The 22,525-nt window shown below is 47.5% G+C and carries 24 protein-coding genes; 1 reads left to right on the top strand and 23 read right to left on the bottom strand.

The window, feature by feature from the left end:
• Positions 1 to 388: 388 nt before the first annotated feature.
• The 3 genes from H8J70_RS08945 to nifJ form a co-directional block, all read right to left on the bottom strand.
• Positions 389 to 1,369 (bottom strand): aminotransferase-like domain-containing protein, encoded by a 981-nt coding sequence (locus H8J70_RS08945; protein ID WP_222433654.1) that lies wholly within the window; start codon positions 1,367 to 1,369, stop codon positions 389 to 391.
• A gap of 9 nt (positions 1,370 to 1,378) precedes the next feature.
• Entirely contained in the window at positions 1,379 to 1,594 is a 216-nt protein-coding gene (locus H8J70_RS12510) for a hypothetical protein (RefSeq protein WP_222433653.1), read from the bottom strand.
• A gap of 87 nt (positions 1,595 to 1,681) precedes the next feature.
• Positions 1,682 to 5,197 carry a pyruvate:ferredoxin (flavodoxin) oxidoreductase gene (gene nifJ / locus H8J70_RS08940; protein WP_186503685.1) on the bottom strand — a complete coding sequence of 1,172 codons (3,516 nt, stop codon included), beginning with the start codon at positions 5,195 to 5,197 and terminating at the stop codon, positions 1,682 to 1,684.
• A gap of 176 nt (positions 5,198 to 5,373) precedes the next feature.
• Here nifJ and H8J70_RS08935 point away from each other — a divergent pair, with 176 nt between their 5' ends.
• On the top strand, positions 5,374 to 6,249 hold the full coding sequence (locus tag H8J70_RS08935) for a LysR family transcriptional regulator (protein ID WP_186503684.1): 876 nt from the start codon (positions 5,374 to 5,376) through the stop codon (positions 6,247 to 6,249).
• A 455-nt stretch (positions 6,250 to 6,704) separates the two neighbouring features.
• Here the strand turns inward: H8J70_RS08935 and H8J70_RS08930 are convergent, their stop codons facing one another.
• The 20 genes from H8J70_RS08930 to H8J70_RS08835 all read right to left on the bottom strand — a co-directional run bounded on the left by H8J70_RS08930 (position 6,705) and on the right by H8J70_RS08835 (position 22,521).
• Positions 6,705 to 6,911, bottom strand: a complete 207-nt coding sequence (locus tag H8J70_RS08930; protein ID WP_186503683.1) for a CPCC family cysteine-rich protein — start codon at positions 6,909 to 6,911, stop codon at positions 6,705 to 6,707.
• 277 nt (positions 6,912 to 7,188) lie between these two features.
• Positions 7,189 to 7,494, bottom strand: a complete 306-nt coding sequence (locus tag H8J70_RS08925; protein ID WP_186503682.1) for a hypothetical protein — start codon at positions 7,492 to 7,494, stop codon at positions 7,189 to 7,191.
• 33 nt (positions 7,495 to 7,527) lie between these two features.
• Positions 7,528 to 8,079, bottom strand: a complete 552-nt coding sequence (locus tag H8J70_RS08920) for an N-acetylmuramoyl-L-alanine amidase family protein (protein ID WP_186503681.1) — start codon at positions 8,077 to 8,079, stop codon at positions 7,528 to 7,530.
• Positions 8,076 to 8,258, bottom strand: a complete 183-nt coding sequence (locus H8J70_RS08915) for a hypothetical protein (RefSeq protein ID WP_026385523.1) — start codon at positions 8,256 to 8,258, stop codon at positions 8,076 to 8,078. The genes H8J70_RS08920 and H8J70_RS08915 overlap by 4 nt, the downstream gene beginning before the upstream one ends.
• 13 nt (positions 8,259 to 8,271) lie before the next feature.
• On the bottom strand, positions 8,272 to 8,607 hold the full coding sequence (locus H8J70_RS08910; RefSeq protein ID WP_186503680.1) for a hypothetical protein: 336 nt from the start codon (positions 8,605 to 8,607) through the stop codon (positions 8,272 to 8,274).
• Positions 8,608 to 8,626: 19 nt separating this feature from the next.
• A complete protein-coding gene (locus H8J70_RS08905; RefSeq protein ID WP_186503679.1) occupies positions 8,627 to 8,917 on the bottom strand; it encodes a hypothetical protein in 291 nt (96 codons plus the stop codon).
• Positions 8,918 to 8,928: 11 nt separating this feature from the next.
• Complete coding sequence (locus tag H8J70_RS08900; protein ID WP_186503678.1) at positions 8,929 to 9,210, bottom strand: hypothetical protein; 282 nt, start codon at positions 9,208 to 9,210, stop codon at positions 8,929 to 8,931.
• Positions 9,211 to 9,346: 136 nt separating this feature from the next.
• Positions 9,347 to 10,216: a reverse transcriptase/maturase family protein gene (locus H8J70_RS08895; protein ID WP_186503676.1), complete on the bottom strand. Its 870-nt coding sequence runs from the start codon at positions 10,214 to 10,216 to the stop codon at positions 9,347 to 9,349.
• A 334-nt stretch (positions 10,217 to 10,550) separates the two neighbouring features.
• Positions 10,551 to 12,053: a phage major tropism determinant gene (locus H8J70_RS08890; protein WP_186503674.1), complete on the bottom strand. Its 1,503-nt coding sequence runs from the start codon at positions 12,051 to 12,053 to the stop codon at positions 10,551 to 10,553.
• Positions 12,054 to 12,062: 9 nt separating this feature from the next.
• Positions 12,063 to 13,019, bottom strand: a complete 957-nt coding sequence (locus H8J70_RS08885) for a phage baseplate protein (protein ID WP_186503672.1) — start codon at positions 13,017 to 13,019, stop codon at positions 12,063 to 12,065.
• Complete coding sequence (locus H8J70_RS08880; protein WP_186503670.1) at positions 13,016 to 13,723, bottom strand: putative phage tail protein; 708 nt, start codon at positions 13,721 to 13,723, stop codon at positions 13,016 to 13,018. The genes H8J70_RS08885 and H8J70_RS08880 overlap by 4 nt, the downstream gene beginning before the upstream one ends.
• A complete protein-coding gene (locus H8J70_RS08875) occupies positions 13,720 to 14,808 on the bottom strand; it encodes a baseplate J/gp47 family protein (RefSeq protein ID WP_186503668.1) in 1,089 nt (362 codons plus the stop codon). The genes H8J70_RS08880 and H8J70_RS08875 overlap by 4 nt, the downstream gene beginning before the upstream one ends.
• 6 nt (positions 14,809 to 14,814) lie before the next feature.
• Positions 14,815 to 15,243 carry a DUF2634 domain-containing protein gene (locus tag H8J70_RS08870; RefSeq protein WP_186503666.1) on the bottom strand — a complete coding sequence of 143 codons (429 nt, stop codon included), beginning with the start codon at positions 15,241 to 15,243 and terminating at the stop codon, positions 14,815 to 14,817.
• A 1-nt stretch (position 15,244) separates the two neighbouring features.
• Positions 15,245 to 15,652: a DUF2577 family protein gene (locus H8J70_RS08865; RefSeq protein WP_186503665.1), complete on the bottom strand. Its 408-nt coding sequence runs from the start codon at positions 15,650 to 15,652 to the stop codon at positions 15,245 to 15,247.
• Positions 15,653 to 15,656: 4 nt separating this feature from the next.
• A complete protein-coding gene (locus tag H8J70_RS08860) occupies positions 15,657 to 17,189 on the bottom strand; it encodes an XkdQ/YqbQ family protein (protein WP_186503664.1) in 1,533 nt (510 codons plus the stop codon).
• Between the two features lie 9 nt (positions 17,190 to 17,198).
• The gene (locus H8J70_RS08855) at positions 17,199 to 17,954 is read right to left on the bottom strand and encodes a phage baseplate protein (RefSeq protein WP_186503663.1); all 756 of its coding nucleotides are present in this window, start codon (positions 17,952 to 17,954) and stop codon (positions 17,199 to 17,201) included.
• Positions 17,954 to 20,251 carry a phage tail tape measure protein gene (locus H8J70_RS08850; protein ID WP_186503662.1) on the bottom strand — a complete coding sequence of 766 codons (2,298 nt, stop codon included), beginning with the start codon at positions 20,249 to 20,251 and terminating at the stop codon, positions 17,954 to 17,956. Before H8J70_RS08850 ends, H8J70_RS08855 begins: the two co-directional genes overlap by 1 nt.
• Positions 20,252 to 20,494: 243 nt before the next feature.
• Positions 20,495 to 20,896, bottom strand: a complete 402-nt coding sequence (locus tag H8J70_RS08845; protein ID WP_186503661.1) for a phage tail assembly chaperone — start codon at positions 20,894 to 20,896, stop codon at positions 20,495 to 20,497.
• Between the two features lie 8 nt (positions 20,897 to 20,904).
• Positions 20,905 to 21,339, bottom strand: coding sequence for a phage tail tube protein (locus tag H8J70_RS08840; RefSeq protein ID WP_246415327.1), 435 nt, complete (start codon positions 21,337 to 21,339; stop codon positions 20,905 to 20,907).
• 15 nt (positions 21,340 to 21,354) lie between these two features.
• Entirely contained in the window at positions 21,355 to 22,521 is a 1,167-nt protein-coding gene (locus H8J70_RS08835; RefSeq protein WP_186503660.1) for a phage tail sheath C-terminal domain-containing protein, read from the bottom strand.
• Positions 22,522 to 22,525: the final 4 nt, after the last annotated feature.

Below are 22,525 nucleotides of genomic sequence, written 5' to 3'. Positions count from 1 at the left end.
AGTCCCATACCTGCGTCTCGATGCAACAGGACTGCTTTCATTCGTTTTTCATAAGAATACATTTTAAACCTCCTGACATTTAGTGATCATGTCAGGTCCAACTTTTTGTCCGCACCTCCTATTTTGTTTAAATGGCAACTTTACGCCCTTCATCATCCGTCAATACTTCGGATCAGGGGCCTATTGGGTACCGACACGAACGAGGGCATGCAGCCGCTGGAGATTTTCTTTTGTTTTGTTCATCAGTAGCCTCCCTGTCAGGCATGACAAAGACCACCTGCATTGCTGCAAGTGGTCTTTGTTACGATTTAGTTCAATTTTCTTCTTCTACAAATGGAGCGTTTTTCTTGATGCTAATAAGGTATCATCAATTCTAAATCATCAAAGCTTACAACTTCGCGCAAATATAGTCTCCCAGCGTCTTGATCGAACTGCGGATAACATCGACAGGAACGTTGCCGAAACTCATGCGCATGGCATTGCTGCCTTTTCCGTTTCCCTCTACAAAAAATCCTTCTCCGGCAATAAAGGCCACGCGGCAATGTCTGACTGATTCCGCCAAGAGTTCCGTCGTATTGATGCCTCCCGGCAATTCAACCCAGGTAAACAAACCGCCGTCCGGATAGGTATGCTTCGTGCCGGCCGGGAAATAAGCATCCAGGCTTTCCATCATGGCGTCGCGTCGCTCCCGATATATTTGGCATATCTTCTTCAAATGTTCAGGATAATACCCTTGCTTAAAAAATTCGGCGCAAAGGACTTCGGAAATTTTACTGCAGTGCGAATTGGTCGCCATTTTAGCGTCGAACAGCTTCGCCATAATTTGTTCGTCGGCAACAATGTAGCCAAGGCGGCTGCCCGGCGAGAAAATCTTAGAAAAACTATTGGCCAGCACCACGTTTCCTACCCTGTCAAAGGATTTAACAGGCAATAAGTCATGGCCGCTGTAGCGAATATCGCGGTATGGATCGTCTTCAAGGACTATGACATCGTACGTTTCCGCCAATTCGGCCAGCTTCTGTCTCCGTTCCTGCGACAACGTAATGCCCGTCGGGTTTTGGAATGTCGGGATGGTATAGATAAATTTAGGATGATACTGCTTGATTTTTTCTTCTACCTCTTCCATTACCAGTCCATGGTCATCCATCGGGCAAGGAACGCACTTGGCTCCAAACATCTGAAAAATCATCGTACAGTGCACGAATGTCGGATCTTCCACCAGAATAACGTCGCCCGGATTGATGAATACCTGACACATGAGATTCATAGATTCCAATCCGCCGGCGGTAATCATGACGTTTTCAATCTTCGTCTGCACGCCTTTAGGCGCCAACAACTGCGTGACGATGATCTCGCGCAGGTCCGTCAATCCCTGAGTCTATCCATACGCCAAGGCTTCTACGCCCCTGCCTTCCCGTTGGAATACAGCTTGGGAAATACGCTGCAAAATTTCGACGGGCAGCGCTTCCTTCGCTGGCGATCCGCCACCAAACGAGACTAACGTAGGGTCGCTCATAGCGCTGAATAAATTATTCAAAATAACGCCTGTCTTTTCCAAGGCTTCTGTCGACCATCGATCTGCAAAGTGATACATAGATACCATCCTCTCTCAAACGATACTGAGGGAACCGGCGCGCCGTCCTCATCCCGCAACGACGGTAGCGCCGATTCTTTTTTACTACTATTTTGAAACCAGCGACTGATAATAAGCGAGTTTATCCATGGCGTCTTGCTCTGTCTTTTTAAACAATTCTTCCGCTGCATCTGGTTTTACTTTCATGAGAGAAGCAAAGCGTACTTCGTTCATCAGGAATTCTCGGAAGTTTCCCGTCGGCGGTTTCGAATCCATGCTAAAGGGATTTTTCCCTTCCTGCGCCAGCAAAGGATTATACCGATATAACGACCAATAGCCGCATTCGACGGCTTTTTTCTGCTCTTTCTGGCTGCTGTTCATCCCCGATTTGATGCCGTGATTAATACACGGGCAATAGGCGATGACGATAGACGGACCCGGATAGGCTTCCGCTTCAGCCAGTGCTTTAAGTGTCTGGGCCTTGTCCGCGCCCATAGCGATCTGCGCGACGTATATGTAGCCGTAGGACATGAAAATGCGTCCTAAGTCTTTCTTCTTCGTCGCCTTGCCGCCGGCGGCGAACTTGGCGATGGCTGCAAAAGGCGTAGATTTGGAAGCCTGACCGCCCGTATTGGAGTAGACTTCCGTATCGAGCACGAGGGCGTTGATATTTTTCCCCTGGGCCAATACGTGATCCAAGCCGCCGTAGTCGATGTCGTAAGCCCAGCCGTCGCCGCCGATAAGCCATTGGCTTTGTGTTACGAGATAATCCTTATTGTCTGCCAAATCCTGCAAGGGCTTTGGCAGATTCTCTATTTTACGAATAGCTGCCAATACGGTTTCAGCCCGCTCTCTCGTCCCTTCCGATACGTGCTGATGATCCAGCCAATCCGACAACACCTGATCCAACTCATCGCTGAGATGCAGCGCGATAGCAGCGCGGGCCGCCGAAGCCATCTGCCGCTGGATCTGCTGCGTGCCACTGAATAAGCCTAAGCCAAATTCCGCCGTATCTTCAAAAAGCGAGCTATTCCAAGCCGGTCCGTGGCCTTTAGCATCTGTCGTATACGGCGAGGCCGGCACGCTGCCGGAAAATACATGAGCGCATCCGGCAGAATTCGCTACCAACATGCGGTCGCCGTACAATTGCGTCAGCAGCTTGATATACGGCGTTTCGCCGCAGCCTGCGCAAGCGCCGGAGAATTCAAACAACGGCTTTTCAAATTGACTGCCTTTGACGGTCCATTTGCTGAACGGATTGGCCTTCTGTGGCAGCCCGGCCGTGTACTTCCAAAGGACAGCTTCTTCGCTCTCTTCTGAAAGAATCTGCATAGAAAGCGCTTTTTCTTTCGCTGGGCATACGTTGACGCAGTTCTGGCATCCCGTGCAGTCCAGTACGGAAATCGCCATGTAAAATTCATAATTTGCCGCCCCGACGGCCTGTTTCGTTGCAATAGCTTTTGGAGCCGCCGCTTTTTCGCCGGCCGTCAGCAATATCGGACGGATGCAACCGTGCGGACAAACCATAGCGCATTGATTGCATTGAATACATTTCGCCGCATCCCACTTGGGAACAAAGATAGATACGCCGCGCTTTTCATAGGCTGCCGTGCCGACGGGATAGGAGCCGTCCTCCATGGGAATCATGCCGCTGACGGGCACCTCGTCACCTTCCAGACGATTCACCGGAATGAGGAAGTCTTTGACATAAGCCGGGACAGCTTCCTCCGTCGTACACTTCACATCAACAGCGTCAGCCCATGCGTCGGGAACATCAATTTTTACCAATTCCGTTACGCCCTTTTCAATCGCTTTAAAGTTCATGTCCACGACGTCGTCGCCCTTTTTGCCGTACGTCACCTGTACCGAGTTTTTCAAATACGTTACGGCGTCTTCAATGGGAATAATGCCGGATAATCTAAAGAAAGCGGCCTGCATAATCATATTCGTGCGGTTGCCGAGGCCGATTTCACGGGCGAGCTCTACGGCGTTCAGCGTATAAAATTGTATTTCCTTCCGCGCAAGGTACCGCTTCATAGACGCCGGAAGGCGTTCCTCTAATTCTTCAGGCTTCCAAATCGTATTTAACAGGAAAATGCCCTTTTTCTTTAATCCATTCAATATATTGTACTTATAGACATACGACTGCTGCGAACACGATACGTAATCGGCTTGGTCGACGAGATAGGTAAGGCGAATGGGAATATCGCCGAACCGCAAATGGGATACAGTAATACCGCCGGATTTTTTAGAGTCATAAGCAAAATAGGCTTGCGCGTATTTATTCGTGTTATCGCCGATGATCTTGATGGCACTCTTATTGGCTCCCACCGTTCCGTCTGATCCTAACCCCCAGAATTTACATTCGCTGATTTGCGGATGCTTAATCTGAATAGCGTCTTCATTATGGGGCAATCCCGTGCCGTTTATATCGTCGATAATACCTACGGTAAAATGATCCTTAGGCGCATCTTGCTTCATATTTTCAAATACGTCGTTTATGTGAGACGGCCGGATATCTTTCCCACCGATTCCAATACGGCCGCCGACTACGATAGGCTTAACGTCGGCATTATAGAAAGCCGTCTTGACGTCCATATACAGCGGCTCCGCTTGGGCATTGATTTCTTTTACGCGATCCAGCGCCGTAATAACTTTCACGGTTTTCGGAATGACGGCAAAGAAATGCTTCAGCGAGAACGGACGATACAGATGTACCGTGACGACGCCCACCTTTTCGCCTCTGGCCGTCAATGCGTCGACGACCTCTTCCGCCGTCTGGCTCATAGAGCCCATACAGATGATAACCCGTTCGGCGTCGTCTGCCCCATAATAATCGAAGAGATGATACCGGCGGCCGGTGAGCCTTTCGATTTCATCCATATAGTGTTCGACGATATCGGGCAAATCGTTCCAATAATGGTTCGTAACCTCGCGCTGCTGGAAGTGAATATCCGCGTTTTGTACAGTCCCTCGTACGTGGGGATGATCCGGATTCAGGGAGTTGCGGCGGAACGCGTTGACAGCATCCATATCTACCAGCCCTTTTAGGTCTTCGTAATCTAAGACTTCGATTTTCTGGATTTCATGAGACGTGCGGAATCCATCGAAGAAGTGCAGGAAGGGAACCCGCCCTTTAATCGCGCTCAAATGAGCTACTGCCGCCAAATCCATTACTTGCTGTACGCTGGCCGATGAAAGCAGAGCAAAGCCTGTAGGACGCGTCGTCAGTACATCGGAATAATCGCAAAATATGCCTAACCCATTCGAAGCGACTAAGCGGGACGCTACGTGAAATACGCCCGGAAGCAGCTCGCCGGCAATTTTAAACATATTGGGAATCATGAGCATCAAACCCTGCGACGATGTATAGGTACTCGTCAACGCGCCCGCCTGGAGAGAACCGTGCACCGCGCCGGACGCGCCCTTTTCCGACTGCATTTCCAATACATTGACGACTTCCCCAAAAATATTCTTTCTTCCTTCCGTCGCCCATTCGTCGATATGCTGCGCCATATCGGAAGACGGCGTAATCGGATAAATAGCCGCCACATCTGTAAACGCATACGACGCATATGCCGCCGCCGTATTACCGTCCATTGATTTGTACTTTTTTACAAGCATCTTACCTTACCTCCTTGAAAGATATTATAAAAATATTATTTCCATTCAAATACGCCTTGATTGAATGCTTTCCAATTTCGTATGTATATGATATCCTAAATACAGTAATGAGTAAACATCATAATATTCACATTTTATTTGAATATCATTCACGTTATTCTTATAGGAGGAATACAATGGAACTTTCTTCGTATCGCATATTCAACGCCGTAGCAACGACAGGAAATTTTTCAAAAGCAGCCCGCAGCCTGTATTTAAGCCCGTCGGCCATCAGTCACGCCATTACTAAAATGGAAAAAGACGTCGGATTTCCTTTATTTATCCGTTCGAAAAACAATGTCATCCTTACTACATATGGGCGGGAAATATTGCCGCAAATTCAAAATCTTTTGGCATTACATTCAAAAATACATAAAGAATTAGAAATCCTGCAGAATATACAGCATGGCGTAGTGCATATCGGCACCTACAACAGTACATGCTGCTACTGGCTTCCCTCAGTCTTCCAGGAACTGAAAAAGAATCACTTGGAAATACAGCTTATCGTTCATGAAGGCGAATACCCGGAATTGGAAAGCAATATGAAAAACGGTACGCTGGATATTTCCTTTTTGCCTCCTATACAAACGGATACATTGGATTACGAAACCCTGTATTTAGATAAAATGGTCTGCATTGCCCCGTTAGAATATACGTTTAAACAAAGAGGTCTCATTACAATTGAAGAAATCTCCAACTATAATCTCGTCGCCTCGCCGGGAGGTTATACGTACGATATTCAGCCTTTCTTCTCCGCCAATCATATCCCCTTGTTTTCGCCCCATACGCTGGCTAACGACTCGTCTATTGTCGCGTTAGTGGAAAGCGGCCTTGGAATCAGCATATTGCCTTCTCTCGTTTTAAAATTGGTTCACGGCAATATCCAAATTTTAGATATTCAAAATAACCCGTATCGCACGATCGGCCTTGCCACGCAAAAACAACAATTCGTGACGCCGGCTACGCAAATCGTAAAAGATATTATAAAAAAAGTCGTTAAGAGCAAACCGTAACGACTGTAAGTATGTAAAATTAGGGACAACGACAGCGTATATACTGCTGTTCCCCTTCAACGCCACGTCTCTTAGGATAACTCCTGACATGATGGATTGATGCAATCACCTCGCAATTGGTTGATGAACTATTGATTGCTATAGCACAGAGAAGGAAAATGTAAAGGCATGAAAAAACCACCTGCATTTCTGCAGGTGGTCGGTGTTACGATTTTATCTAGTTGTCTTCTCCGTCTTCAAATGGGGCGTTGTTTTTTATTCTAGCAAGATATATTACCATCTCTCCCGGAGTATTAGCCCAGCCATGGTCAATGGCATATAATAGTTCTTCGGCCTCATCTTCCGTGTCAACAAGTCCCATGAGATCATCCAGCCATTTTTTATCGTCCCGATATGTTTTCAGTGTTTTTCTTAGTTTTTCTTAGCTTTTCTTGATACATATGCAACGCCTCATTTTATTCTATGGGTTTTCCGTTTTTATAGGCTTCTCTGGCTTCGTTCAAGCTCATGTCGTTACCGCAACCTTCCCAGTCCGGCTTATCTTTTTGAACAACGTCATTCGTCCAGCCACAAATAGGGCATTCATCAAAATCACCATAAAATTCAAAATAATGTTTCTTGCAAACTGGACACAACAAATCTTCATCTCGTTCTTTTGCCATTTTCTCGTTCCTCCTGCTGCCTCCTAGAGTGAACTGCACCCCAATCCCCACAGGTGGTAGCCTATAGAGCTTTGACGCTTCGCCTATTCAAAAAAAACGCCTGCAACAAAATGCTGCAGGCGTTTCATGTGGTGAACTTACCCATACCACATACGAACCTCACCGTACTGGTATCACAGGACTTTTTTACAGTCCGGATCCGGCGGGAAGTCGCATGAAAATAAAGGCCATAGCACAAGACACGGCTATGCCTTTATTATATCATCAATCTTCGATTTCATACACCCTTGGCAGTGTCTTCTTTTGCGTTCTCCGCCGTTGCTTTCGTCAGTACGGTCTTTACCACAAACACCAGCCCTTCCATGACCAGCGGCAGAACGATGCCATCACGGACGCGGCACCAGCCGGATTCCTGAGGAGCCTGTGCCTTCACCTTTTCAGAAAAGCCATCTACGGCATTTTCAATGATTGGCATAACTTGTTCCAGCAGAGTGTTGGTGACCTGGTCTTTCAGTTCATCGGTCACGACATCGACATTCAGCGCATCAACAATATTGTCTCTCACATCAGTCCATTTACTCATGATTTTCTCCTTTTCAACTTTCGCAGCATACGGTTACTGGATGCTGCATTCATAGTCCGTTACACCTCTGGCAATTGCCCGGGCAAAGTCGTCCTGCTTTTTCACCAGCAGCTGTTCATCTTCATCGTTGGAAATGAAGGCCAGCTCAACAAGGACCGCCGGAGCATCGGTATTAGTCAGTACATAGAGACCATTGACACCGGGCGTAGCCGTTTTAACGCCGCGGTCTACAGTGCCCAGTGCATCAACAATCTGATTCTGGATGCAACCTGCCAGAGCATGACCGGCAGAGCTGCCCGCACATGCCCATGTTTCTGTACCCTTTGCATCCGGATCAGCAAAGCTATTGCAATGGATAGAGATGAAAAGATCTGCACCACTGGCATTAGCCTGATTGCAGATTTCTTCCAGGCTGTCACACTGGAAGACGTTCGTCACCCCTACACCAGCAGCCTTGAGATAGTGAGCAACAAGGTCACCCACTGCCAGTGCTACATCGCACTCACGCAGCCCAGTATTGTCGTTCACCGCGCCCGGGTCCGGATTGCCATTGGGTGCATGGCCAGGATTAATAAATACGTTCATTTATTGTCACCTCCTTTCGGTGTGGAGCCCTTGATTGTGCCGCCGATGTATCCCAAAAGGCCGGTCACAATGCTCATGGCCAAATTATCGAGCCCATAAAAAATAGCCATTATCAGGCTCGCTGAAAGAGCAATAATGACTAGAATGTTTTCGATATCAATTTTTTCAAACTGGAACAACTCCACCACCGCCTTACACGTCGTCCGGAAGCTTGTGCGGAAGGCTGCTAAAGCGCTTATAGATTCCGCTTACAATACCGTTCCCTCCAAGGTCACAGTATGCGGCATACATGGAGCCCATGATTTCTACCGTATTAATTGGAGCATATCCTTTTTCAAGGCATGTCTCCATCCCGGTGATAAGGCGGTCGCGCAGCAGTGCTTGCACTCCCTTGACCAAAGCTTCATTTCGTACTTCCTTTTCATTCTCTTGCTCTTTAATGCGTTTACGCTGCTGTTCCCACTCATACAACAGGATGCCTGAAAACAAGGACGGCACGCCTGCTAAAAGAATCTGCCACCAATCCACTATTTATCCCCCTTTGCCATCAAGCCAAAATATTCTTAACATATTCTTCTGTATAGCCAAGCTGAAACATGCGGCAATTAGGGTTCTCCTTGAACTCATACTGGTAAGAATCCCCTGATTCGTCTTTTACAACTTTGTGCGTCTTGTCTGTTTTACCCTGCTCTCCTGAAGACAACTTGCCGATATTGAACCAGTCGCCCATAGTATCAAGCAGGTTCTGAAAATCCTGGCGGAAATCTTCTTTTGAAAAATTTGCTCTTACAAATTCATAGTCAGCCCTTGTGTTTAAATTTTTAGGATACCCAACCATAATTAACCTCCTTATGTAAACTGGTAAGCACTGCCAACCGTAGTAATGGTAGCTTCAAATGGTATTTCATTCATATTATCTTTAATCTGCTGAATCAACACCGTAGAGCCAGTAAAACAAACATAGTTCTTTTCCTCCATTCGAATTTGCAGTTGGAGACATTCGCTATTGTTAACTTTGCTCTTAGTAATCTTTGCACCCATGACGGCAATTGGCTTGTTAAACAGTTCGCTGATTTTTATCTTTTGCCCATCAAGCATAGCAGGCTTCGCAAAATCGGAAAATTTATGCATTGTCTATCATCTCCCTTAGTTCCTTTAACTGGAGCGACACGGAAAGATTATGAGTATTGGCGTGACAGAGCCAACCATGCACACTGCCCACAGTAGACCGGGCACGGTCTTTTTCTATCCTGCCATTCGTCAACTTCTATTTTAACGCCCTGATGTTCCGCTTTATTTTCTTTGCGGTCCGTTTCCGCACCAAGAGCTTGCCGTTATGGAAGTGCCGGTACCCGATGAAATCGACGCCCTGATAAGTATGAAATAGACTTTTCCTTGAAAGTGTGAGCCGCAACTTGTCGTTGAGAAATTTTTCTATAATATCCCCTTGCCGCCGCATTTCTGCTTTGTTGTCCCCAAATATCAAGAAATCATCACAATATCTTTCATATGGTCCGATTTTAAGGGCCTCTTTTATCAGCCTGTCCAGCTCGTTCATATAGATATTTCCAAACCATTGCGATAAGTAGTTACCTATCGGAACATTGGTTTCGGAATGGTTGCTATCTATGATTTCATCCAGCAACCACAAGACTCCCTTGTCTTTGATTTTCTTTCGAATAATCTTTTTGAGAATTTCGTGGTTTATAGATGGATAAAACTTATGGATATCAAACTGGTAGCAAAACTCATACCGCTTGACGTACTTCATGCACCTGGCGCTCGCTTTATGCTGGCCCTTCCCCTTCCTGCATGAATAGCAGGTTTCGACGAGCAGGCCGTCCCATATAGGCTCCAAAACATTCATGATCGCGTGCTGCACTATCCTGTCCGGGTAGAATGGCAAAATATAAATAGTGCGTTTCTTCGGCTCAAAAATCTCCTTTGTCTTATACTGGGCGGTTCGGAATGTATGATTGGCAAGCATATCATGTATGGCCATCACCCTTTCGTCCCTATGCTCATCGAACTTCTTCACAGCCCGCTGCCAAGTCTTTCTCTTTCTGGCACGCTGGGCCGCAATTTCTATATTTTCACGGCTTATGATTTGCTGATACAAATTACCGTGTCTTTTCATAAAATTGTTCCTCCTAACTTTCATACTCATGATTTTACTAATAAAGAGGGACCCCTGTTGTGTGTTTTGGCGTTCCGCCAGGGCAAATGGACCAGCCGTAGGGTTAGCTGGACGCATTATATCCAAGTGTTCAGGGTTCACTATACTATTTCTACGTATCAGACGTACCACGTGCCGCATTGTTGTCCCACGCATTCGCTGCCCAATTATTGACATTCGCAGTGCGTGACCCGCAATTCGAGCTATCGTCCCAATTGCTGCCTGCGAGCAACCGTGTGCCCATTTGCCCATATTTGATTGCTTTTTGTTTCGCGCTCCGCGCTTCGCGCCTCGGTCACAGCCCAACGGCCAACGGCTCAGACGCACCACGCGCCGCAAGGACGCCCCACGCATCCGCCGCCCAATTAGCGACAAGCGCAGCGCGCGACCCGTAATTCAAGCCATCGCCCCAATCGCCGCCCGCGAGCAACCGCCTCAAGCATCCACCATAGCAGGAACCGCGGTCCACATCAATGCCAAGGTTGCGATTGTTGTAAACTGAATCATGATTCCAATTGGACGAGAAATCTGAGCCAAAAAGGTCAGAAAGGAATTGCCACTGAACGCCGGCAACATCTTCAGCACCATAGCTGCTAATGATCCGCTGATTGTCGGTATTAACATGACCGCCAGTAGTATTTGGATCAGCAGAGTCCTTGATATTCCGGAGTTCTGGCACGCCTTTTGCGAAATGCACGAAATCGTCATAAGACGGAAGATGCTTTCCAATTTTAGCCAGTTCTTCCGCGAATCCGATACCGCTGAATCTCTTTGTGCTTTCGCCGTCGGCCACAACTGCATTGTATTTGGATACCAACTTCGCCCCGTCCCAGCTGCACAGGTAGATATCGAACCATCTGCCGTTTGCGTAGAACATCCCTTCTGGGGACGAGACTGGGCGATGCTTCAAGTCCCAAAGCGTCGTGGGGATAATGTCACCGGCGGAATATCCGGACATCAGATTATCAGATATGGTCCCAACATCTGCGCAGAGGCAATGGAAGCCGCCAATCTTTCGGCTGTAGGTTGCCGTATAGCCGTCAGGGACTGTGCTGTTTGCTGACAAAATAAGGTGCGGAACAGAGGTCCCATCTGCCGGCCGACACGCATAAATGTAAAAATCTTTTCCTTTTCGATTCGCGGCATCTGCAAGCGTCGCATCGTCCCAGCTCGCTGGTTGCGTGATGTCGATAGTTCTGTCGCCATTATGCACATACCCCTGATTTCCGATATTTACGGTCAGGTAGCTCGGCACAATAATAGAGCTTTTTGATCCGGACCATTCTACACTCCTTGCGTAATGTGCAGGGAGCAATGCGATAAAGCTTGATTTATAATAATCCACAATCTGTGCCTGCGTGGCGATGCCAGCAGGGTTCACAGTTACATTGACATTGTCAGCAGATTCAATTCCAGTCCGGAACGTGAATTCTTTTGTGTAGCTGCCACTAGAGGCGGCATCAATAGGCATAGGCATATCATAATAATGCGCACAAAACATAATCTCACCATCATCAGGATCTGCCGCAAAGAGTCCCACTTCTCTGACGTAAAAAGCTTCGTTGATGTCGCTGTTGGTCATCAGACCTTTTACCTCGCATCCGGCACCATCTACAGTAACCGATTTTATTGGGATATTTGCCTTCGGTGCCACCAAGTCATTGCGCCTTACATAATCGTCAGATGATGTTGATGTACCATTGCCTACAGCGATTTTTGTAAATGCATATTTACACTTGCCGGCAAACACTTTGGCTTGCAGCGCCTTTCCTTTTTCTGTAATAACAAATTTACCCATTTTGCCTCCTTAAGCAATACGCTTCCAAAGATTGATTGCAACAGATTTCTGCATGACGTTGAGCCCCTGGCCATCGCCCAGATAATCTGTAGTCCCTTTATGTTTATGCTTGCCAGCTGGGTCGGTGGTGGCTGAATATCGGTTATTGTGATATGGCCGGTTATCACCTACAGCAATACGCAGCGGGTCACCACCATCAGAATCACCGCCGCCATTTGTGACATCAAAACCGGCTTCGCTGATTCCTGTTAATGAAGGATGCGTATGATCCCCTGCATCCTCCGTAGTGATATCCACTTTGACTTTTGGCAGGTTGCATTTTTCAATGGTCACTTCATTAGCTCCATAGGTTGCGCCGGATGTATATGTTTCACCGGCGCTGATCATCGCCATACCTTCTGCCATCTTTTCCCATTGCGTGGTCGGCCACAGGCTGTTCGGGTCATTATCTCCCAGAAGAGGGATAACCATCCCGATCGGGTAAATCCTGTCAATCGTCAGAGCATCTTTTTTTAACAAGTACAAATCCCCATCACCCACAACAGTTACCTGTGCGTCGCCAATGACAATATGGACTGTGTAAATCTGATTGACTTTAGCGGAAATGCCGTAAGCCGGGATGTAGCTATCATCAAGAGCAGAAACTGCAAATAGCGTTTCTGCATTCATCTTGGGGTCAATAACATATACCCCGATTGCCCTGGCATAATAACCGGTGGTGACTTTATCATTGGAAATTACTACAGTAATCCTTGCTTCACCTTTTTGCGTTACGATGCCATTAATGAGCAATGTCTGTTGCACAGCTGTGAGTGCAGTCATCGCCCGTACTGATTCCTCATCACTTGGCAATGCATCTGAGCCAATTTTTACAGCAGATACATTAATGGGCGTGCCAGAAATTGCTCCGCCTAAAATTTCCTGCCCACGGTTCGTTAGATAATACTTGTTTGTCTCTAAGCTCATTCAGCCAACACCTCCTCATCGAAAACGCTTCCACAGCAAATGTGATAGCAGCTCCCGCCTGATTTTTCGTCAAACTCGGCTGGGAAAATATCTGTGTCAATGGTTTTGATTGCAAAGATGGCAACATAGCCAGGTGCATTACCATTTGGCAACAGTTTGATTTCTTCTGTCAGCTCTTCCTGGTCGAATGTTTCCCTTACTATTGCCATGACTGGGTTCTCATTCATGGCATTGTTGACCAAAAATCCAAGATGAGCGGGGATATACGTTCTCACTGCATCCACCAATGCATGGAAGTCATTGACCTGGCCGCCATCGTATTCGATTTCCACGGAATAATCTTCTGGGATGCTTTTTACCGAACACGAGCGGTTTGCAATGTATGTGTTCACGATTTCTTTAAGAAATTTTTCAGTAACGCTGCTTGCCGGCTGCAATTTATTCAGCACAGCTGCTCGCCGCCGAACAATGTCTTTATTTTTGTCGGTAGGCAGCCCTACCAGCTCTTCCCATCTATCCAGCCCCCATGTAGCAGTGTTCACATAGAGTTGATCCAGCACGTCCTGCAAATTAACCCGAATGGTGTCATGCTCTTTACTGTCCGCATCGTTTGCGGCTTCGAACTGTTGGCTGTGAGCCAGAAACGCCGGCAGGTATTGCAGGATATCTACAATGCTTTGCCGCATCCAATTATGATCACTCATGTCAGCGTCACCGTCCCAACTACAGGAAGATTATCCACCGCACAGATGATGTTATCTGTACCGTCATTAATCGTCAGATTATCATAATCGTTTACACCGGTCGTATCAGAGTTATCCAGGATGATACGGCCGATCTGGGCATAAGAGATGGTCACCGTGTCAGTTTCCTTCTGCGTAGTGTAGTTTGTGCCGAACACGCTGGCCTTGAAATATTTTGTCAGAGCCGCTTTGATGGCATCCGCATTGCCAGTCCCGTCGGTTACCTTGAGAGCTACATTGACCGTTTTCAAAACAGGTGCTGTGACAGTCACAGTCGCCCCGATTGGAGCGTTCTCCATGATGGTATCCCGCACTTTTTGCAGCAGGTCTTCACTAGGCGTGTCTTTATTGGCATCGACAACGATAACTTTGACGGTCCCGTTGCCACTCCAGAGCGGCAGCACTTTGACAGCACCAACACCGCTGACCGATGTGGACCACTCAATGTAATGGTATGCATTGCCAGATGTGGCTGGCTGTCTCACTGCGAACAGCAGCCGTTCCAACAAGGCCCCGTCAGTTTCTTCTTCGTACCCGTTATAGGCAGCCGCTTCATTCGTGACTTTCGATACGCCATAAATGCTGACAGGGATAACCGTAATTGTTCCCGCTGCCACATTGCCGCCCGATCCGGTACTTTGTGCTGTAGCCTTTACAGTGCCAGTGCCCTTGTCGTCCAGCTTCACTGTCTCATCGGTGGCAAAGTTCGTGCCGCTGGCTGTTGCGAATAATGAGCCAGCCGGAACGGTTACGCCAGCGGTGCCGGTAATGGATAGCGTAACCACTGCCGGTGTTGCAGCTCTTCTGGACAATCCTGCCAGCTCATCTGCCAGCCGGTCGAGATAAATGCCCCAGCTTGTCTGTGGGAAGGCGGCATCCATCATCAGATCCATTTCAGCGTAGGCCTTTTCAAACTCTTTCGCGTTCGCTGCTAACGTGTCGAAGGAAAAGGTTCCTTCAACTGCGCTGGCATCGCTTCCCTTTGCTTCGTCATAATATGATTTGAGCCTTTCCAGTATGGTGGCTCTCGTTTCGGCTTCAAACATTCTCTTTTACACCTCGATTCCCACAGAGGTACTTCCGTAAACCGTATCCAAATCGAGCGTCATCGTGATTTTCTTGCCGTCCCGTACCGTCGATACAGCTGTCACGCCCAAGATGTACGGATTTACCAGCATTCCTTCCTTAATATACTGGTAAAGCTCGCTTGCCCGCTGGCTGTCATTCGGACCGGTCCCAACAAATGGATCCAGTTCGATTCCATAGTCATCAAAATAGGCCAAGTAACGATACCGTTCTACTCGCAGTGTATGCAGTACCCATACCTTAATGGCTTCGTTCTTCCTGACAAACTGGTGACTGCCGTCTGCGTTGATTTTAAATTTATCTTTTTCAAAATCATAGTCAAATTCCACGAATTCCGGCAAATCTGCAGCTGTAGTCTGTGTTTCTGCCGGTCCTGTTACAAATGGATTCGCCATATTAGTTCCCATCCAATCTTTTCAGCTTGCATAATACGACGTACTGCACAACCGTCCTGTTATCGTCGTCTGCAATGGGTATCAGTAATACCTTATCTCCCACTTTCCAGGTGTCCGTGAGACTTTCATCATTATCGATAGGATGGTTGTGACTTTCATATTGTGCCTCTCCCGATCCACCGGCCCGGTTTGCTGTTTCCCCTACCATGTGACGTGTATGTCCCGGTATCCAATAGTCATCTATGTATACATAGCTGCTATCGATGGTATAGCCATTTACTTTGATAGTAATCGCCGGTGGCGGCGTAACAATGACGCCAATTCTTGCTAATGGCTGCAGTGACGAGGCCATGGCAATCCGTCTGGTAATATCTACTAGTCCCTTATATGGGTCTTCCGTTTTGGCCATGATCTCACCCCCTGCTGGTTTTAATTACTTTCGTTACACTCAGACCGCTCATGTCTGTATATGGACTGTCATGGACTGTGACGTTCCGGCTTGTACTATTGCCATAGTAACCGCCCTGGCCATCATATATGACGACGTGATTATTATCTCCATAGACAATTACGTCGCCTTTCTGCAGGTCTCTCGTGTCATAAGACAAGAGGCCTGCCGCATCAGCGTCGGCTACGAGCTGGTCACAGCCTACAACTTTACCGTTGGCTTCCTGTGCCAGGAATGGGCTGTAATAACTTCCCATCTTAGTAGCAAATTCTGCGCATCCCTCCGGCCCGTTTTCCATAGTTTGATTCCCCCAGGCTTCCCAGCCGGCACTAATGCCAGCGTCTACGTTTAACGAACCGTTAGATATTCCTCTATTGCCCTGCATCTTACCACTTGAACTGTTAAACACCGGTGCTTTATAGTCCGTCTGTTTAATATTCGGTGTTTCCGGTGTTTCTGGCATATATTGCAAGGTCAGGCTCATGTCATGCTGGCCATTGGCAAAGGTATGAGAGTCTGTCAGTATATAAAATTTCCCTTGTAATTGCTCTTCCTGTACAGTTATTGCATATCCTGATATGCATTGCACGTAGCCCAGCCCTTTCAGACTTGACTCGTCCTTTTGCTTTACCAGCTTTCCCCGCGCCGCTTTTGCGTTGTCCACGGTTTCTCCAGCCTTAGGCGCCTGCATCTTGTAGATCTTCTGAATGGTGCCGAAGTGCTGCGTGTCGTCTATGTCTTCAAACATCTGACATACTTCACCGGTATCATCTACGGCTTTGATACGGTTTACCATTCCTTCTATGCTTTCACTATGTTCCGTACCTATAACGTTGGTGTCTGCCGTCGCTGTATAGCCTTCGATGAGTTCGCCCTTTTTTACCACATTAATTTTTCCGGATATACAGACAGGCAAATAGGACGTTTCCGATCCTGCCGCCTTGTCTGCCGTTTCCTGGAATCCCAAGATCATACGCAGTGCTTCTGTCCCGCTCTTATCATCGGCCAGGAAGTTCACTTCTGCTGTCAGGTTATCCGGAAGCGTACCTACAGAAATGCCTATTTCACTGCATACCTGGCTAATGGCCTCAGGCACCTTTCCCTTTATGACGGCTCTGATCTGGCTTTTGGCCAAATAGATCAGATCGTCGAAGGCGGTAAATTCCATGGTATAGCCATTTGAAGAACGTTTCCGGTAAAAGATACGTCCTTCAAACAGTTCCGCTTCATCACTTGTATCTGTATCTCTGTAAAAGAGATATACATAGCCGCCCAGCTTCAGATCTAATGCCTGGAAACTTTTATCTTTATCTGGTGTATTATAGGCAATGGAAAATTCCAGCTTCCGCGCCGCCTGGCTGTTATCTCCTGACCAGGTAGTTTTAATCAGGTAATTACTAATATCTACGTTGTCCTTCGGTTCTGCACCGCCGTTTTCCTTACGTGCTTTTGCTTCGGCATCGGTTTCCGGCGGGTCACTGTATCTGATACTGATCACGGCCATCACCTACCATGTATAAAGAGATTTGCCCTTTGTGGCGACTGCTTTTGCTGTCGTCGTCAGGACCGTCCCAGCTGTAATGCCTCCGGATTTGACCATGGCCTTGTACAGGCCTAAGACACGTGCGCCCTGGTTGGCAATACTCGTCGTTTTTTGTATGGCCCTCTGTGCAGTATCCAGGCTGGCTGCTGATACACCGAAGCAAGTGGTCTGCTTTTCTACGGTCAAATCAGCTACACGGCTCTTCAGTCCCGTCGTGTCGCTTGTCACGTCCGAAGCCGGCATGATGTAGCGGTATTCCTTGAGAGACAGCTCAAAATATACGTCGCCTGTGCTGTCCCGTTCCGAATATGTGAAGTCATCAATACTTACAGGCATGCTTACGTCTGTGCCTGTAATCGAGATGGTGCAAGGCTGGCCACTTTCGGCCATGGTCTTGATTTGTGCTACGTAGTCATACGGTCCTGCAGCGCTCAGTGTCTGCGAAAAGGTATAAGGCTGAGCCGGGAAAAAACTCTTAAACTGCATCTTGGCCAAACCTCGTTTTCCCAGCATGTTGATCTCACCCAGGTTATTGATGTTTACCGTCTGGTTGTTGTACGAATTGGAGACCTTGAAGTCTGCCGGGCTTATTGGGAAGCTTACACTGGCTGTTCCTCCGGCCAATGTAAAGGTGCAGCCATTACTTGTACCACCCAGCGCGCCCAATACTTCAGAGAGGACGCTGGAAGCCGTATTGATGAAATTTATAAAACTGCTCATTAAATCGCCCCCACTGTATTATTAATTGCAATCTTTTCCGTTTCCCGTTGGATTTCAGCCGCTATCTGTCTGGCAATTTCCTTTATGTCGCCCATATTATTGACACTAGTCCCATAGAAATTGACATTGACGCTGATCTGATTACCATTTTGAGAACCCATATTGTAAGCTGCACGAATGCTGTTATCATGTGGCAGTACAACTGATCCGGAAGGCATGTAAGCAATTTCGCCGCCACGGTCGTTGATTACAGCCGGCCCGCCTGGCCAATCCCTTGTGCCTCGTGCCAGGTATGGGATATTGAAGCCAATGTGCTGGCCACCGTAATTCGGTACCCAATCCGGTACATCGACACTGATGTTATTGATACCAGCAATGACTGCATTAATGGCTGATTTGATGCCAGCCATAATGCCTTCAACAATTCCCTTCAGGCCGCCAAATACACTGTCAAACACCTGTACTACACCTTCCCAGGCTGTTTCCCAGTCACCAGTAAAGACGCCTGTGATAAGTTTGATAAGGCCCGTAAATACGCCTATGGCCATACGAATCGAATTGACGACTAAATTGAAGGCCGTCGAGAGTACGCCTGACACAACACCGGCCACAATAACAACACCTGCGTAGAGCGGGCCTGAGAGAGCTGCAGCCAGTACGTCAGACAAGGCATTCAATACACCAAATACACCTTCTCCCTCGCTGAAGGAATCCATCAGCGTATCCCAGGCACCACGCAGCGCATCTAACAGCGGTGAAATGGAATCCCAGGCTGCAGAAAAGGCACCTTTGACGTTGTTCCACAGTGTTGTAAAGAATGGTCCAATTGTATCCCAGTTTTTGTAAATGACGTAGGCCGCCAGTGCCACGCCTGCAACTACCAGGCCCATGGGTCCCATGAGTGCGGGCAGTGCTCTTCCCAGAGCTGAAAAAGCCCCGGATGTTTGCTGTACAGCAAACTGCAGCGCTTTATTGCTGATGGTGCCGCCGTTCAGGACCCTGCCTATAAGCCCGTATGTCCTGGAGATACTCCCGGCAATGGTTAGGGCCTTTCCTGTGGCGTAGGTGAGCGCCGTAAAGGCCAGGACAGCTTCACCGACGTGGATGATCATGGTCTTAGTTTCCGGCGAAAGGTTGGTAAAGGTGTCTGCGATTTCCTTCAATGCTCCGGCCACGCTCTGGATGGTAGGTGCCAAGGCCGAGCCAAAGGAAATACCCAATGCTTCAACAGAACTCATAAGAGCATCAATGCTCCCTTTGAGCGTCTTCTGCATCTGTATATAGGCTGCGTGCGACGAGCCGGCGCTATTTGTAATGGCGTCACTCATTTGCTGATAGGCTTCCGGGCTTGTTCTGATAAGTGCCATCAGGCCATTATACGCATCTTCCCCTGCAATAGCCGTTAGGGCTGCTATTTGTTGCACGTCAGATAAACCCTGCATTTTACCACGCAATAGATCTACTGCTCCGGACAGGCCAATAAAGCTGCCGTCTCCTTTTTGCAAATCCGCTGAAGAGATACCTAGTTCTTCCAATGCTTTCGCAGCCGCAGCCGGTGGAGATGCTAACCTGGACAACGTAGATTTTAATGACGTGCCTATGGTACTGGCTTCAATGCCATTGTTGGCCATGATACCCATAGCAGTACCAAGTTCTTCGATGTTGATTCCCAAAGCAGCTGCAGGTGCGCCTGCGTATTGCATGGCCAGGCCAAAATCCTGCATGCCTAGTTTTGACGAGTTGGCTGCCGCCTGAATCACGTCGGCCACGTGCGTCGTATTGGCTGCCACGTCTCCGGTTGTGAGATTCCAGATGGATAGTGCGCTTGTAATGACATCAGACGTCTGTGCTAAATCTTCCCCGGACGCAATCGATGCTTCTATGATACCTGGCATTGCTCCAATAGCTTGAGAGGCGTTAAAACCACCTGCAGCCAAGCGGTCCATGCCAGCGGCTACATCACGCGCAGTCGTTGGAAATTTAGCGCCCATTTGTGCAGCCGCATCACGCATCTGATTCATTTCTTCCGATGTTGCTCCGGCTTTTACACCTGCCGCTGTAATCGTTTGGTCAAAGTCCATGAACGTTTTTACCCCGACAGCTCCAGCTGCAGCTATCCCTGCGCTTAATGGCATCATGGCACCTGCCAGGGCTGATACATGGCGCCCAGCGTTGGATAAGTTTCTTCCCATTTGTTGATATGTCCGGTTATGTTGCTCCATTTCGTTCCGGATATGTCCCAGCGTTCCTGTTACCTGATCTTGAAGCCTCATGACAAGGTCAATTATTTCTGCCATAGTTCCCTCCTTTCTGCAGTTTTTTACGCTTTCCTGCATTTTTTATCTATATTTTAGATTTTTTGTTTGTTTTCATCATGTCTTCTATTTTCTTACGTTCTGCCGCTTCATCTTCCAGTTCCTTTTCCATGAAGGCATTGATGATAGCCTGTTCCCCAGGCCCCATACTATAATATTCCGATGGTTTCAGGCCATGTCTCACATAGTGAAAATACATGGCCTGAATGGTACCATCGGAATTGATTAGTTTTTTATTTTGCTTTCATCCTTTACGAAGCCGCAAAGCTTGCAAATTTCACCGCTGATCTTCAGGATTTCACCTGCGTTAAACAGTTTCAGGAAGAGTTCTTTCTTCGTGGCCACGCCATAGGCTTTCAGCAGCTCTTTGTTGTTGAAGTCCTTGTTGACGATCCCGTCACAGATAAACCCCATGCACAGCTTTTCTTCATCTGTTTCCGGGTCTTCTCCATTATAGGAAATGGCGCTTTCCCTGATTTCCTTTACCCGTTGATTGGGAATTTGCTGCAGCTCCAATATAAAAGGCTCCCCAAGTAACTCAGAAAGCCTTTTTACTTCATACGTTTTTTTTGCCGCCGCAGTCAGTTTCCCTTTATCTGCGGCCAGTAATGCTTCAGCTAAATTCATGGTTCCTCCTATTCTTCGGCTGCGTCGAGAATGTCGTAGTCCGTAAACGTGAAGTCATAGTTATCTTCGGTGAGTTTCTTCGCTTCCCAATCCATAAGCGTGAGCTTGTCGAAGGTAGCATCACGAATAACGACACGTTCATCACCAATGGCATCCGGATCCGAGAGCTTGACGACGATCGTGCAAACCGTCTGGTGGCCATTTTTGATGTTGTCGGCCATAATCTGCACCATGTACGAAGATACATGATTCATCTTGATTGTTCCTTTTCCTTCCCAGCCTGTTACTTTATACTGCTTTCCCCGTTTTTTTACCTGGTTTACTTCTTCCTTCACGAGAGTGACTTCCGCTTTAAACGCAGTTACCTGCGCCATATACTGGTCATTAATCCAAACTTCACCCTCTGTCCCGGACATTACCTGTTGTGCATTCATTGCTTCCATTTAGGATCACCTCCGCTAAATATTGATAGGAAGAACAATATCTTCCATAGCGTCCAGGATTTTAATATCTGCTTTGAGATATACCAATTTCTTCGTATCCAGCTTTTTAATTTCCAAATCTGTCATGTCCGCCAGTTGGTCTGCCGTATACAGGCCATGGCTAATCTGATAATTCTTGACGGCTTCGACGTCAATATCTACTTTGCTGTAGCCTTTTTCCAGCAGTCTGCCGTCTTCCAGTTCGCGTAAATAGCCTGTAATGGCACTGATCAGAAGCTGTTTGCTGTCATAATCATTGGGATACTTCCCAATATAATTGTCCTGTGCTGTCTTTTTAATGTCATCGTAAATGGCATCCATAATGTCCAGGCTCTTAATCGTCTGATAGGCTTCCAGTTTTCCCTGTGTCGTCGTTACCAGGCTGTTCATGGCACGCGACATCTTAAATTTTTCACCGTCGAAGAAAATGAAAAATTCGCCTTTATTTACTTTTTCGTCATTTTCATCAACGGAATGACGGTCACAGTCAATGACTTCCGGAAGTGGTGCATAAGTCGCGCTGATGGTCAGCGGTGTACCTGCAATCAGGCCGGCAATACGAGGCGTATATTGTGCGCCTGTATACGTCTTGCCGGCTGTTTTGATGGTCGTGTTACTGAAATTAATAACACCTTCGTAGTCAGCTGCTTCTCCCGGTAAAACTACCTTAGAGCGTTTAAATTTATTGTCCCGGTTCGTTTTAATCCAGGTTGTAACACTTTCAAGCTGTGCCGAAGCGATTGTAGGGATAGCCAGGTAATCCCAGCGATCTGTAGACAGCGTTTTCAAGGTAGCTGCAAACTTGTCTGCTTCTTCTGCCTGGCTTTCGTCCGTCGCCTGCAAATATACTTTTATCCGGTACGGTGCTTTTGTGTAGCCTAGCAAGGCCTTCGTGATGTAGTCCTTGTTATCTTCCGTCAGTTCCGTTGGAATGTCATCCGTGGTATAAACCGTAAACGGATTGGTAATGGCGCTGATGGTCGTCGTGCTGGAAGCATCCTGATGATCAGTCAGCAGCTTGGTAATGGTAGCTTGTGGTTCTTCCAGCAGCAGTGCGACAATACCGCGTTGGCTACGTTCAATTGCTTCAATGCCAGCTTCAAGGAAGCTGATTTGCACAGAAGGCATACCTAATTTTGCCATATTT

The organism is Megasphaera hominis (genome assembly GCF_014269395.1).
Classification (GTDB): domain Bacteria; phylum Bacillota; class Negativicutes; order Veillonellales; family Megasphaeraceae; genus Megasphaera; species Megasphaera hominis.
This window is presented reverse-complemented; position numbering and strand designations above follow the sequence as displayed.